9 protein-coding genes are annotated in these 14,666 nt (G+C 69.7%); 6 read left to right on the top strand and 3 right to left on the bottom strand.

Annotation, left to right across the window (positions count from 1 at the left end):
• Nucleotides 1-104: 104 nt before the first annotated feature.
• Nucleotides 105-953, bottom strand: coding sequence for a superoxide dismutase[Cu-Zn] (gene sodC, locus OQ968_RS17375; protein ID WP_324680053.1), 849 nt, complete (start codon nt 951-953; stop codon nt 105-107).
• Between the two features lie 135 nt (nt 954-1,088).
• Here sodC and OQ968_RS17380 point away from each other — a divergent pair, with 135 nt between their 5' ends.
• Entirely contained in the window at nt 1,089-2,156 is a 1,068-nt protein-coding gene (locus OQ968_RS17380; protein WP_324680054.1) for a phosphotransferase, read from the top strand.
• A gap of 2 nt (nt 2,157-2,158) precedes the next feature.
• On the top strand, nt 2,159-9,496 hold the full coding sequence (locus tag OQ968_RS17385; RefSeq protein WP_324680056.1) for an ATP-binding protein: 7,338 nt from the start codon (nt 2,159-2,161) through the stop codon (nt 9,494-9,496).
• 101 nt (nt 9,497-9,597) lie between these two features.
• Here the strand turns inward: OQ968_RS17385 and OQ968_RS17390 are convergent, their stop codons facing one another.
• Entirely contained in the window at nt 9,598-9,894 is a 297-nt protein-coding gene (locus OQ968_RS17390) for a WhiB family transcriptional regulator (RefSeq protein ID WP_324680059.1), read from the bottom strand.
• A gap of 342 nt (nt 9,895-10,236) precedes the next feature.
• On the opposite strand from OQ968_RS17390, the gene OQ968_RS17395 reads away from it, so the two are divergent.
• From OQ968_RS17395 to OQ968_RS17405, 3 genes are all read left to right on the top strand, one after another.
• Nucleotides 10,237-11,043, top strand: coding sequence for a hypothetical protein (locus tag OQ968_RS17395; RefSeq protein ID WP_420715940.1), 807 nt, complete (start codon nt 10,237-10,239; stop codon nt 11,041-11,043).
• Nucleotides 11,044-11,134: 91 nt separating this feature from the next.
• Entirely contained in the window at nt 11,135-11,710 is a 576-nt protein-coding gene (locus OQ968_RS17400; RefSeq protein ID WP_324680063.1) for a sigma-70 family RNA polymerase sigma factor, read from the top strand.
• Nucleotides 11,703-12,512 (top strand): anti-sigma-D factor RsdA, encoded by an 810-nt coding sequence (locus tag OQ968_RS17405; protein WP_324680065.1) that lies wholly within the window; start codon nt 11,703-11,705, stop codon nt 12,510-12,512. Before OQ968_RS17400 ends, OQ968_RS17405 begins: the two co-directional genes overlap by 8 nt.
• Nucleotides 12,513-12,526: 14 nt before the next feature.
• Here the strand turns inward: OQ968_RS17405 and OQ968_RS17410 are convergent, their stop codons facing one another.
• On the bottom strand, nt 12,527-12,940 hold the full coding sequence (locus OQ968_RS17410) for a DUF5319 domain-containing protein (RefSeq protein WP_324680068.1): 414 nt from the start codon (nt 12,938-12,940) through the stop codon (nt 12,527-12,529).
• Between the two features lie 127 nt (nt 12,941-13,067).
• Here OQ968_RS17410 and guaB point away from each other — a divergent pair, with 127 nt between their 5' ends.
• Nucleotides 13,068-14,666: an IMP dehydrogenase gene (gene guaB, locus OQ968_RS17415; RefSeq protein ID WP_324680070.1), complete on the top strand. Its 1,599-nt coding sequence runs from the start codon at nt 13,068-13,070 to the stop codon at nt 14,664-14,666.

A 14,666-nucleotide genomic window follows, 5' to 3' on the forward strand; every position in this document is an offset into this window, starting at 1 on the left:
CCCCTTCTTGAACGATGATGCGGTGACCGACGCTACGCCCGGCGGGTGGCAAATGGGCGTGGATTTCCTGAACTCTCAGCGACCCGGTGAGAGATCGTCGGGCGTCAGCGGCTGGGGGGAAGGCTGGGCGGGGTCGTCACGGTCATGGTGGGCGTGGACGTTAACGTCGGGACGCTGCTGGTGACCGTGACGGTGCTCGTGCTGATGCTCGTGCTCGGCGGCGGCACTGCCGTCGTGGTGGTCACCGTGCTGGTGACGGTAGACGTCTCCGTTGTCGACGAGGTCGTCGTCGCGCTCGCCGGAGCAAGCACCCCACAGGCCACCCGCTTGCCCGAGTCACCGGTGCTCAGCGTATGTTCGTCCGGGCCCGGCGCGCCGTTCTTCTGGGTGTAGCGCGCGGTGGGGATGTTGCCGAAGTTGTCCGGATCCTGGTGAATGATCAGCGCGGTGCCCGAGGCGTTTCGCAGGTCCGCCGCGGTGAACGCGTTCGTCGTCGTGACGAGTTTCGCCGAGCCGTCGGGCCGCACCTCCAGGGAAGTCAGGTCGCCGCTGGCCGGATAACCGGTGTGGCCGGGCGCCTGGAAGTGACCGCCGGCCGAGTTGAAGTCACCGGCCGCGCCGCCCGTGGGCGCGACCGAGTTGGCCTCGCATCTGCCCACCGAGTGGATGTGCAGCCCGTGGAAACCGGGGGTCAGGATGTGGTTGGGGCCTGCTTCGACGGTGACGGTCGCGTAGCCGTTGGTGAAATCGAACGTCGCGTTGGCGACTGGAGCCCCGTCGGCGCTCTTCAGCTGCGTCGTCAGGCTTTCGGCGCCCGGCGCCGGGCTGGTCAGCGGTGACGTGTTGGGCTGGCTACCGCGCTGGTTCGCGTTGGTGCACGCACCCAACGGCGCCGTGGCTGCGGCCAGCACCGCGACCGCGGCGGCTACTTCCCTTTTGGTGGGCTTTTTCATGGGCGGGGCCTACCCCGATTGGTCGATGTCAAAACGGGCGCCACCACTACGGGTCGGCAAAATTATTCACGCGCCGAATAAGCCGCCATATCCGCAGGATTTCGTAAGATTGCGTAATTCACAGGGAGGCGGGCGATGGCGAGGTTCCCGGTCGATCCCCTGTCCGTGACGGGCGCTTGGCTCGGCGACGTGCTGGGCGCCGACGTGCGGGGCTGCCGCCTCGAACAGATCGGCATCGGCGTCGGGCTGCTCGGACGCTTGTATCGTGCCCATCTCGACGGCGGGCCCGACGTGCCGCGGTCGGTGGTCGTGAAGCTGCCGCTGGCCCGCAGCGACGCCCGCTCGGCCGTCTGCGAGGACCTCGAGTTCTACCTGCGTGAGGTGCGCTTCTACCAGGAGATCGGCCTGGCCAATCCGCTGCGGCCGGCGCGCCCGTACTTCGCGGCGTACGACGAGACCACCCACGACTTCGTGCTCGTGCTCGAGGACCTCGGACTCCTCCGCAACGCCGACCAGATCGCGGGATGCACGGTGGCGGACGCCGAGACCGTCATCGACGCCATCGCCGGCCACCATGCCCACTGGTGGGAGAGCCGCCGCTTCGCGGCGTTGCCGTGGCTGCAGCCGTTCAGCACCCCGCCGATCACGGCGGGTCTGACCGCCAACCTCGAGGCCGCCTGGCCCCGCTTCCTCGAGGGTGTCGGCACCGGCCTGTCGCCCGCGATGCGCGCCTTCGGCGAGCGGATTCCCGCGCTCGTGCCGTGGTTCTGGCAGGAGCTCGCGCGGCCACCGCACACCTTCCTGCACGGCGACCTACGGCTCGACCAGCTGTTCTTCGCGGTCAAGCCGGACGATCCACCGCTGACCGCGCTCGACTGGCAGGTCACGTCGAGGGGCCGGAGCGCCTATGACGTGGCGTATTTCGTCAGCCAGAGCCTCGCCACCGAAACGCGGCGGAGTTGCGAGAGCCGGCTCGTCGAGCGGTACGCCGAGCGCCTGGCTGAGCACGGAATCGACTACCCCCGCGACGAGCTATGGCGCGACTACCGGCTCACCACGGCGTGGTGCTTCGCCTACCCCGTGATCGCGGCGGGCCGAATCGACCTCGCCAACGACCGCCAGCTACACCTGCTGCGCAGCATCACCGATCGCGCCGCCGTGGCGATCGAGGACCACGACGCCCTGTCCCTGAGGCCCGACTGACGATGGCCGAACATCGCCGCGCCTGCGCGTCGTGCGGCACGACGAACGAGGAGGACGCCCGCTTCTGCGAAGGGTGCGGCGGTGCACTCGGTCGGGCCTGCGCGACGTGCGGGGTGGAGGCCAGCGCCACCGCGCGGTTCTGCCGGGCATGCGGCGCGCCGCTCGACGATCGAGCCCGGCCGGCGCCGGCCCCGGCGCGCAAGACCGTGACCGTGCTGTTCGCCGACCTGGCGGGTTCGACGACCTTCGAGGAGCGGGTCGACGCCGAGACGGCGCGCGAGGTCATCGGCGGCTACCACGAACTGCTGCGCTCGGCCGCGGACCGCAACCGCGCGGGGGTCACGAAGTACATCGGCGACGGGTTCATGGCCGTCTGGGGCGTTCCGGAGATGGGGGCCGACGACGCCGGCCGCGCCGTCGACGCCGCGGTCGAGCTGCAGGAGCGCTTCGTCGACCTCGCTTCCGGCGTGTCGCAGGCGCACGGCGTCGAGCTCGCGCTGCGGGTCGCGGTCAACACCGGTGAGGTCGCGGTCGGCGCGGGCGACGCCGACCTGGTGGGCGACGCGCTGAACGTCGCGGCGCGGCTCGAGGCCGAATGCCCGCGCGGACACGTCGTCGTCGGCGAGGAGACGTGGCGGTCGACGCGTGGCCGGCACCGGTACGACTCCGTCGGCCAGGTGCAGGTGAAGGGCCGGGCCGCGCCCGTGGCGGTGTACCAGTGGGCCGGCCGCCAGTCGGAGGCCGCCGAATCCGCCATCTTCGTCGGCAGGGCCGGCGAGCTCCAGCGGCTGCAGGCCGCGCTCGACGCGACCGTCGCGGCGCAGGCGGCGCGGCTGGTCACGGTCATCGGCGACCCCGGCGTCGGCAAGAGCCGGCTGGCGGCGGAGTTCGTCGAGTCCCAAAGCGGCATCAGGGTGATCCAGGCCCGCTGCGACGCCGAGCAGACCGTCGCCCTGGCGCCGGTTGTCGAGGTGCTGCGGGCCCGCGACCTCGACGCGGATCTTCCCGCCGGAGTCGCCGAGCGGGACCGCGTGCTCAACGACCTCGACGGCCTGGCGGCCGGCGTCCCGGGCTCGGTGGAGGAGACGTTCTGGGCGCTGCGCCGGTTCGTGGAGGTGCTGGCGTCCGCCGAGCCGCTGGTCATCGTCCTCGACGACGTGCACTGGGCCGACACCCTGCTCCTCGACCTCGTCGAGCACCTCACGGAGTGGGTGCAGGGGGTGCCGGTCCTCGTGGTGGCCCTCGCCCGGCCCGAGCTCCGCGAGATTCGGACCGACCTGGTCACCGTCGGCCGATGGGTGTCCGACGTGGTCCACGTCGGCGGCCTCGACCCCGGCGCGACCGCCCAACTCGCGGCCGGTGTGCTGGGGGCGTCCCGGCTGCCGGAGGAGCTCGCCGGGCGCCTCCCGTCGTCGACCGGGGGCAATCCGCTGTTCGTGCGTGAGCTGGTCGGGATGCTCGTGCACGACGGCGTCCTCGTCGCGGAGCCGGCCGGCTGGCGGCTCACAATCGATGCCGACGCCATCTCCATCCCGCCCACCATCCAGGCGCTGCTGGCGTCGCGGCTGGAACGGCTCGACGCCCCGGACCGGCGGGTGCTCGAGATCGCCTCGGTGGTGGGTCTCGACTTCTCGCCGGCGGCCGTGTGCGCGCTGGAGGGACGGGCGGCGACGATCAAGACGTCGCTCGAACGACTCCGTCGCCTCGAGCTGGCGCAGCCAACCGGGGCTTATGTCGGCGACGAGCCGGTCTGGCGGTTCCACCACGTGCTGATTCGCGACGTCGCCTACCGCCGGCTGTTGAAGTCGGACCGGGCGCAGCTGCACGAGCGGCTCGCCGGCTGGGTGGAGGCGGGCGGGGCGAGCCTGGCGTTCGACGCCGACGAGATGGTCGCCCGGCATCTGGACGCCGCTCACAGGTATCGGCTCGAGCTCGGCCTGCGCGACGAGCACACCGATGATCTCGCCCTGCGCTCGGCGCGGTGCTACCTGGCATCGTCGCGCCGTGCCCTCGACCGCGACCAACTTGTGTCGGCGGGCACCCAGGCGGCCCGCGGCGCGGACCTCGCCGCGGCCGACGGGGCGCTGCATGCCGCGCTGCTGTCGGTCGGCTGCGAAGCCTTCCTATCGGCCGGCGACGTCGCCGCCGGTGCGCCACTCGTCGACGGCCTCGACCGCATCGCCGACCAGGCGTTGGCGCCGTGGGCGACCTGCTACCGGTGCCAGTTCGTCGTCTACACCGACCCGGAGCGGCTGCTGGAGGTCGACACAAGCCTGCAGGGCGCGATCGACGAGTTCGCCCGGCGCGGCGATGCGGTGGGGCTGGCGAAGGCGTACCGGGTGCGCGCGACCGCCCGGGCCCGGCTCGGCCGGATCGGCGACTGCGAGGCCGACCTCTTCGATGCGCTGGTCGCGGCGCGCCGGGGTGGCGACCACCGGCAGATCACCGCGGCGCTGAGCGCGGCGCCCAGCGCGGCGCTGTGGGGACCCAGTCCGGTGCCGAAGGCCGGCGGGCGGTGTCTCGACGTGGTCCGGATGCAGCGCATGACGACGGCGGCGCCGTCGCTCGAGGCGACCTCGCTGCGCTGCCTGGCCGTGCTTGAGCTGCTCCGCGGGCGGCCCGACAAGGCGCGTTCGATGCTGGCCGACGCCCGACGCGTCGTCGCCGATCTCGGGCTTCGGCACGGGCTGATGGAGACCGAGTTGTTCGCCGGCATCATCGAGTTGATGGTGGGCGACGCGGCGGCGGCCGCGCCGCACTTCCGCACGGCCCTGGAGGGGCTGGACGCCTTGGGCGTCGGCGTCGACGCCGGGCAGGCCGCCGCCCTGCTGGCGCGGTCGGTGCTCGCCCAGGGACGCGTCGAGGAAGCCGACCGGTACGCCACCGAGAGCGAGCGCCTGGCGGGGCACAACCTGAAGACGGCCATCGCGTGGCGGGCGGCGCGGGCCGAGATCCTGGCGGCACAGCGCCGGCACGACGACGCCGTCGCGATGGCCCGAGAGGCCGTCGCCGTCGCCGCCGCCACCGACCTCGTCCTCGACCACGCCGACGCCTGCCTCGCGCTCGCCCGGGTGCTCGCCGCCGCCGGTGACGCCCGGGGCGCGGCGGACGCGCGGCGCGACGCCGACGCGCTGTATGCGGCGAAGGAGGCGACGGGCTCGATCGCCCCGGCGGTCGAACCCGCCGCGCCCGAGCCGATCCCGACGAATTCGCGTCTGGCCGTTGCGAATTGGGCGAGCGCGATCACCGAGTCCGCGTTGCTGGCGATGCGCGACGGAGATGTCGACGGTGCCGCAGCCGTCTTCTCGGAGGAGTATGTCGAAGACGATCGGCGGCGGCTGGCGGGTGACCCGATCGCGGAAAGGGGTGGCGTGCGGGGCGCGCTGCAGCGCATCCGCGGCCAGTACCCGCACGTGGAATGGCGCACGCTGGCCGTCCGGGGCGAGCGCCTGCAACTGATTTGGAGTCGCTGGTCGGACGACACCGGGAACGAGGCGACGTATCTGCACGTGTTCGAGGTCGGCGACGACGGGCTGATCTGCTACGACGGCCGCTTCGACGAGGACGACTTCGAAGGTGCCTACCGAGAGCTCGAAAACCGTTACTACGCAGGCGAAGGCGCACCGTTCGCCGAGGCGGGCGCCGTCACAACGGATTTCATGACCGCGCTGAACCAGGGTGACTTCGACCGGGTGTTCGGTGAGCTCACTTCCCCAGACATGCGCCTGGAGAGCCGGTCACCACACTCCGTCTTCTCGGATATTTCGATGGCGGAATGGCGCGCCACCCTCGAGGAGCTGAACTCGATGGTCGCCTCGGCAAGGATATGGTACGCGGCAACGTGCTGGCTATCGCCGACCTGCGCGGTGACGCACATGCAGCGCGACGCCGTCGGGTTGGACGGCGAGCACTATGCGTGGACGATGATCTATGCATACGAGTTCCGCGGCGGTCGCCTCAGCTGGGCGTGCCGGTTCGACCCGGACGATGAGCAGCAGGCGTTCGCCTACGCCAAGGCGCGGATCCGAGCGACTCCCAGCCGGCTCGCCGTCAGCAACCGCGCCAGCCAGGTGGTCCACGGCCTCGTCGACGCGGTACGGGCACGGAACGCCACCGCCGCCGTCGAGTCCTACGCCGAACGGTTTTCATTCGATGATCGGCGCCGACTCAGCGGCGAACCGATCGACGACCGTGCAACGCTGCTCGCGGCCATCGAACAAATCGTCGCTCATTACTCGCAATTCGAGGTCCGCACCCTGGCAGTGCGCGGCGAACGCCTGCAGCTGTCCCGGGCCCGCTGGTCCGACGAGGCCGGGAACGAAACGACCCCCCTGCACCTGGTCGAGATCGACGATTCCGGGCGGATCACATATGACGCCCGCTTCGATGACGACGACTTCGAGGGCGCCTACCGCGAGCTCGAGCGTCGTTATTACGCGGCGGAGGGCGCGGCCTTCGCCGAGGCGGGCGCCGTCGCGACGGAATTCATGGCCGCGCTAAACCAGGGTGACTTTGACCGGGCCTTCGGTGAGCTCACTGCTCCTGGGATGCGCATCGAGAATCGGTCACGATCGGTTTTCCCAGATGATCGCTCGGCCGGTGAGCTTCGCGCCAGCTTCGAGGAATTGAACGCCACGATGGCCTCGGTGCGGATGTGGCTCTCGGCAGTGTGCAAGGTATCGCCAGCCTGCAGTGTTACCCGCCTTGAGCGCGAGGCCGTCGGCTTGGACGGCGAGCGCTATGCCTGGACTCGGCTCCACGTAACTGAGTTCCGCGACGGCCGCATCGTGTCGATTTGTGAGTTCGAACCCGACGACGAGGAGTCGGCATTCGCCCTCGCCGAGGAGCGAACGCGAGCCACCACCAGCCGTCTCGCCGTCAGCAACCGGGCCAGCCGGGTACACAACGCTGTGTTCAACTCGCTGCGGGCACAGGACGCCCGCGCCGCCGTCGAGTTCTATTCGGAGCAATCCATTCACGACGATCGGCGCCGACTCCCCGGTGGCTGGGTTGACAACCAGGCGACGATGCTCGCGAGCGCTGAACGAGTCCTGTTGCAATATAAGCGATTTGAGGATCGCACGCTGGCCGTGCGCGGTGAACGCCTTCAGCTCTCTTGGAGCCGCTGGTCCGACGACGCCGGCAACGAAACAACTTATCTGCACGTAATAGAACTCGGGAGCGACGGGCTGATCTCCTATGATGGTCGCTTCGACGGTGACGACTTCGAGGGCGCCTATCGCGAACTCGAGCGCCGCTACTACGCGGGCGACGGCGCGTCGTATGCCGAAGCGGATGCCGTCGTCACTAATTTCATCACCGCCATCAACCAAGGCGACTTCGACCGGTTGTTCGGCGAGCTCAGTGCCCCTGAGCTGCGTTGGGAGAGCCGGTCCCCCCGCTCGCTCTTCGTGGAGCTTTCGGTTGCGGAATTGCGCACCAACCTCGAAGAGCTGAACTCGATGGTCGCCTCGGTCAGGTCATGGAACGCGGCCGTGTACTGGCTGTCGCCGACCTGCGGGGTGACTCGCACCTATCGCGAGGCCGTCGGGCTGGACGGCGAACAATACGCATGGAAGTGGATCTTTGCCTACGGGATCCGCGACGGTCGCCTCGCCTGGGCGTGCCAGTTCGAACTGGACGACGAGGAGGCGGCGTTCGCCTTGGCCGAGGAGAGGATGCGAGCGACGTCCAGCCGGCTCGCGGTCGCCAACCGCGCCAGCCAGGCAATAGGCGGGATTTTCCACGCGATGCGGGCACGAGACCCTCAAGCTGCCGTGGGGTTCTACGCGGACCGGTTCACGAACGATGATCGGCGCCGACTCAGCGGTGACCCGATCGATGACCGCGCGGCGCTGCTGGCGGCCGCCGAACGAATCCTCGCGCAGTACACGCGATTCGAGATACGCACCCTCGCCGTGCGAGGTGAACGCTTGCAGCTGGGCTGGAGCCGTTGGTCCGACGAGGCGGGGAACAAAACAACCCACCTGCACGTGGCGGAGGTCGGCGGCGACGGGCGAATCACGTATGACGGACGGTTCGACGGCGACGATTTCGAGGGCGCGTATCGCGAACTCGAGCGCCGCTACTACGCGGCCGAGGGCGCGGCGTTCGCCGAGTCTGGCGCCACGCTGGCCGATGTGATCGTCGCCGTGAACCACCGCGACTTCGAGCGGTTGTTCGGCGAACTGAGCGTCCCGGAACTGCGCGTCGAGAACCGGTCACGGTCACCCTTCCTCGATCGTTCGGCCAGCGACCTTCGCGCCAGCATCGAGGGCATGGCCGCGATGGTCGCCTCCGTGCGGACGTGGCTCTCGGCGGTGTGCTGGGTGTCACCGGCCTGGTGTGTCAGCCGCCTCGACCGTGAGGCCGTCGGGCCGGAGGGCGAGCAGTACACGTGGACGGGGATCGTCGCGGTCGAAATCCGCGGCGGCCGAATGACATTGATCTGTCAGTTCGAACTCGACGACGAGGAGGCGGCGTTCGCTTACGCCGAGGAGCGGACGCGGGCGACCCCCGGCCGGCTCGCCGTCAGCAACCGCGCCACCCGGGCAATGGACGGGGTTTTCGACGCGATGCGGGCACGAAACCCCGGCGCTGCGGTCGAGTTCTACGCGGACCGATTCAGCAACGATGATCGGCGCCGACTCAGCGGCGATCCGATCGACGACCGCGCTGCGCTGCTCGCGGCGGTCGAGCGAGTCCTCGCTCAGTACACGCGATTCGAGGCACGCACCCTGGCCGTGCGCGGTGAGCGCCTGCAGTTGTCCTGGAGCCGCTGGTCCGACGATGCGGGGAATGAAGCGACTCATCTGCACGTGATCGAGGTCGACGGCGACGGGCGAATCACGTGTGACGGACGCTACGACGGCGACGACTTCGACGCCGCCTACCGCGAGCTCGAGCGCCGCTACTACTCCGGCGAGGGGGCGGCGCACGCGGGGCCGGGCGCCACGGTGCTGACCGACGCGATCGTCGCCGTGAACAACCGCGACTTCGACCGGTTGTTCGGCGATCTCAGCGTCCCGGAATTGCACGTCGAGAGCCGGACACTGGCGGCCTTCCCGGATCGTTCGGCCAGTGACCTCCGCGCCAGTTTCGGGGAGCTGAACACAATGGTCGCCTCGACGCGGACCTGGCTTTCGGCGGTGTGCTGGGCGTCGCCGGCATGGAGTGTGACCCGCCTCGACCGGGAGGCCGTGGGGCCGGAAGGCGAGCGGTACGCGTGGACTCGGTTGCTCGTCATCGGGACCCGCGACGGCCGGCTCGCGTTGCTGTGCGAGTTCGAACTCGATGACGAGGACGCGGCGTTCGCGTTCGCCGAGCGACGGGCGCAGTAGCGCCGCTCTAATTACCCACCGTTGACTCTGCGCTCAGGTAGAAGTTTTGCAAGTGGGACGCGCCCTCACCGCAGAGTCAACGGCCTTCGGCACGCGGCAAGCTAAGCCGAGCGTCGGCGGCCGATGTCGCCCTTCAGCAGCAGGTCGCGCTCGGATTCCGACAGGCCGCCCCAAACGCCGTACGGCTCACCGACTTCCAGCGCGTGGGAACGGCACTCCTGGATCACCGGGCACTGCCGGCACATCTCCTTGGCGCGCTGTTCGCGTTGCATGCGGGCGCGTCCGCGCTCGCCGTCGGGGTGGAAGAACATCGATGAATCGACGCCGCGGCACAGGCCTTGCAGTTGCCAGTTCCAGATGTCGGCGTTGGGCCCGGGTAGCTGCTCCGGTTGTGGCATGGCTTGTTCCCTCAGTGATTGTGCGACTAATTACTGCGGCGTCACCGATGACTACCCGTCATTGCTAGAACTTAGGGGCGGCGGTGAATTTCCGTCAATAGGCGCTTAGCCGGACAAAATACCTGAGCGTTGCGGCAAAATTAACTCCGCGTTCATGTGCAACGCATTTACCGAACAAGGGCCGTGCTACCAGCTTGTTGGCGCCCCTTGGGATTTCGCTGCTCAGGGCGCTTGGATAGGGATGCGAGAATTTGTACACCCTGATCGTGATTAACATTTCAGTAACACAGCGACCATGAACTGTTTACTACTATCACCGTGATTGATACTCGTCACACTTCGATGATTGACCGGACGCTGGCGGCCGCGGCGTTCGGAAACCGGCCGCAAAGCTGGCCGCTGCCGGCCGCGACCACACCCGAGCAATTGTGGCTGCGCGCCGTCGCGTCCGGAGGGCAGGGCCGCTACGGCAGCGCCTACCGCGACCTGGCGGCGCTGCGTCGCACCGGATCGGGTGGCCGGCTGGTGTCGTTGGCGCACAGCACGCAGGGATCGTTTCTGCGCCAGCTCGGCTGGCACGCGCGGGCGCGGGGCTGGGACGGACGCGCCCTGGCGCTGGCCGGCGCCGATCCCGAGGCGGGGGCCGACGCGCTCATCGGGCTGGCGGCCGACGCGCTGGGCGTCGGCCGCCTTGCCGCCGCGGCGACGTTGTTGACGCGCGCGGACTCGGTGCTGGCGTCCGCGACGGTGCCGGACCGGCTCGCGGTGCGACGGGGGTGGGTGGGCGCCGAGTTGGCGATGGCTTCCGGCGACGGGGACACCGCCGTCCGTCGCGCCGAGGACACCGTCGCGCTCGCGGGGGCGATGGCCTCCAATCCGGCCGGCGCCTCGGCGCGGCACCGGGTGAAAAGCGACGTGGTGCTGGCCGCGGCCCTGTGTAGCGCGGGCCGCACCGAGCGCGCCCGGACGGTCGCGGAGGCGGCGCTGGACGCCACCCAGCGATTGGGACTGACACCCCTTCGGTGGGCGCTGGCTTGCTTGCTGATTGATATCGGAAGCGTCACTTTTCCGGCACAGAATCTGGTCGAAATTCGCGATATCTGCGCAGGCCAAGTGCGGCGCGCCGGTGGGGCGTGGCGTTCCGCTTGAAACGCCCTTCGGGCCGTTAAAGTCATTGCGTGAGTTAGCCCGTCCACGCCCGTGCTGTGCTCGGTTCGTAACGTTGGAGATACCGCCGTCGATGACAATTCAAGCGGAACGTCTCGACGCTGTGGTGGCCGAGGCCGTAGCGGGAGACTCGAAGGCATTACGGGAGGTGCTGGAGACCATCCGTCCGATCGTCGTGCGATATTGCCGCGCTCGGGTCGGCACGATCGAGCGGGGTGGCCTGTCAGCCGACGACGTGGCGCAGGAGGTTTGCTTGGCCACTATTACGGCGCTGCCGCGCTACCGGGACCGGGGTCGCCCGTTCCTGGCCTTCCTGTACGGCATCGCGGCGCACAAGGTGGCCGACGCCCACCGGGCCGCCGGCCGCGATCTCACCTACCCGTCCGAGTCGCTTCCCGAGCGATGGTCGGCCGACGCGGGCCCGGAACAGCGGGCCATCGAAGCCGATTCGGTCAGTCGCATGAACGAACTCCTCGAGATCCTGCCCGCCAAGCAGCGCGAGATCCTGATCCTGCGCGTGGTCGTCGGCCTGTCCGCCGAAGAGACCGCCGCGGCCGTCGGCAGCACCACGGGGGCGGTGCGGGTGGCCCAGCACCGCGCCCTGTCACGCCTGAAATCCGAGATCGTCGCGGCGGGTGACTATGCCTGAGTTCATGGTTCCCGACCAGCCCGCCCTGGACGAGCTGGCGCGCACCGATCTGCTGCTCGACGCGCTCGCCGAGCGGGCGCCGGTCGACATCGACGATCCCGACGAGGACGCGCTGGCCGCCCTGCTGGAGCAGTGGCGCGACGATCTGCGGTGGCCGCCGGCCAGCGCACTGGTGTCGCCGGAGGAGGCCATCGAGGCGCTGCGCACCGGGCTGGCCGAAAGCCGGCGCAGCCACCGCGGCCTGGCGGCGATCGGATCCGTGGCCGCGTCGCTGCTTCTCCTCAGCGGCTTCGGCGCCCTGGTCGTCGAGGCCCGCCCCGGCGACGCGCTGTACGGCCTGCACGCGATGTTCTTCGACCAGCCGCGGGTCAACGACGAGAAGATCGAGCTGTCCGCCAAGGCCGAGCTGGCGAAGGTTCAGCAGATGATCAACCAGGGCCAATGGGACCAGGCGCAGAATCAGCTGGCCGAGGTCAGCAGCGCCGTGCAGTCGATGAACGACGGGGCCAGCCGGCACGACCTGATGGACGAGGTCAACCTGCTGAACACCAGGGTCGAGTCGCGAAACCCGAACGCGACGCTGCCGCCCCAGTCGGCGGGTTCCCCGGCGCCGCAAACCAAGGCGCCGAAGGCGCCGGCCGCGTCTACCACGCTGACGGTGTCGCCGGCGCCGACCACCACGCCGCATTCGAGCCCGTCGTCGTCGAGTCCGTCGTCGTCGACCACGACGACGCCGTCGTCGGGTCACCACCATCACCACGGCGACACGACGACACCGCCGTCACCGCCGCCGGGCGGCTAGAAAAATCGGAGAGTTCAGTGACGCCGGTAAAAACCGTCGGCGTCTGACGTCGCTTCGTTGAGCGACGCGTCGGCATACCCCCGGCAGTAGTCCCACGTGACGTAGGCGTCCGGCTCGGGGTCGTAGGCCGGCTCGTGCGGGCGGACGGTGCCGTCGATGAGCAGCTGCAGCAAATTCGCGCGCAACATGTCCCAGTCGTGGTAGTGGTCCTGCTGGCACTCGTCGCAACACACGACGAGCCCGCGAATTCCCTTGTGCGCCAACAGGGCTTCGTAAACGGCCAGGTCCGCCAGGTCGGCCTCGACCGCCATTCGCTCTTGGGCATCCAGGGGCTGTCCCGGCTCGACGGCGTCCAACGCCGCCGACGGATCGCAGGGGTCGTCGGCAAACGGATCGGGTGGCAAACCCGGGGGGAGGTGGTCGCGCACGCCTCTAGACTACGCAGGCGGCCCGTCATAACGCCAGCAGGCGGCACGCCCGGGCAAGCCATCTCGACGGGTCCCCCAGCCGATAGGATGGGTTTCTCACTCCGCGTGCGTATGGAGGGCCTCACCGATGTCCCGTGGCATGTCCCGCCTAGAAGACAGCTCCGAGCTGGTCGCCAGTCCGTACGTGCGCGACGCCCCCCTCGGGGGCCTGGCCGACGACCGGGTGCCGACCGGGGGCGACGACCCGCACAAGGTCGCGATGCTGGGGCTGACCTTCGACGACGTGCTGCTGTTGCCGGCGGCGTCGGACGTGGTGCCCGCGACCGCCGACACGTCCAGCCAGCTGACCAGGAAGATCAGGCTCAAGGTGCCGCTGGTCAGCTCGGCGATGGACACCGTGACCGAGTCCCGGATGGCCATCGCGATGGCCCGGGCCGGCGGCATGGGAGTGCTGCACCGCAACCTGCCGGTCGCCGAGCAGGCCGGCCAGGTCGAGATGGTCAAGCGCTCCGAGGCCGGCATGGTCACCGACCCGGTCACCTGCCGCCCCGACAACACGCTGGCCCAGGTCGACGCGATGTGCGCCAAGTTCCGCATCTCCGGGCTGCCGGTGGTCGACGACTCCGGCGCGCTCGTCGGCATCATCACCAACCGCGACATGCGCTTCGAGGTGGACCAGACCAAGAAGGTCGCCGAGGTGATGACCAAGGCCCCGCTGATCACCGCCCAGGAGGGCGTCAGCGCCGACGCGGCGCTGGGCCTGTTGCGCCGCAACAAGATCGAGAAGCTGCCCGTCGTGGACGGCCACGGCCGGCTGACCGGGCTGATCACCGTCAAGGACTTCGTCAAGACCGAACAACACCCGCTGGCCACCAAGGACAGCGACGGCCGGCTGCTGGTCGGCGCGGCCGTCGGCGTCGGCGGTGACGCCTGGGTGCGCGCGATGATGCTCGTCGACGCCGGGGTGGACGTGCTGATCGTGGACACCGCGCACGCGCACAACCGGCTGGTGCTGGACATGGTCGGCAAGCTCAAGGCCGAGGTCGGCGAGAAGGTCGAGGTGATCGGCGGCAACGTCGCCACCCGGGCGGCCGCCGCGGCCCTGGTCGACGCCGGCGCCGACGCCGTGAAGGTCGGCGTGGGGCCGGGCTCGATCTGCACCACCCGGGTGGTGGCCGGCGTCGGCGCGCCACAAATCACGGCGATCCTGGAGGCCGTCGCGGTGTGCGGGCCGGCCGGCGTGCCGGTGATCGCCGACGGCGGGCTGCAGTACTCCGGCGACATCGCCAAGGCGCTGGCCGCCGGCGCGTCGACGGCGATGCTGGGCTCGCTCTTGGCCGGCACCGCCGAGGCGCCCGGCGAGCTGATCTTCGTCAACGGCAAGCAGTTCAAGAGCTATCGGGGCATGGGGTCGCTGGGCGCCATGCAGGGCCGCGGCGGGGCCAAGTCGTACTCCAAGGACCGCTACTTCGCCGACGACGCCCTTAGCGAGGACAAGCTGGTGCCCGAGGGCATCGAGGGCAGGGTGCCGTTCCGCGGTCCGCTGTCGTCGGTGATCCACCAGCTGACCGGCGGGCTGCGGGCCGCGATGGGCTACACCGGGTCGCCCACCATCGAGGCGCTGCAGCAGGCGCAGTTCGTCCGCATCACCGCGGCCGGACTCAAAGAGAGCCACCCGCACGACGTCGCGATGACCGTCGAGGCGCCCAACTACTACGCGCGGTGA

Source organism: Mycobacterium sp. 663a-19 (assembly GCF_035616495.1).
Classification (GTDB): domain Bacteria; phylum Actinomycetota; class Actinomycetes; order Mycobacteriales; family Mycobacteriaceae; genus Mycobacterium.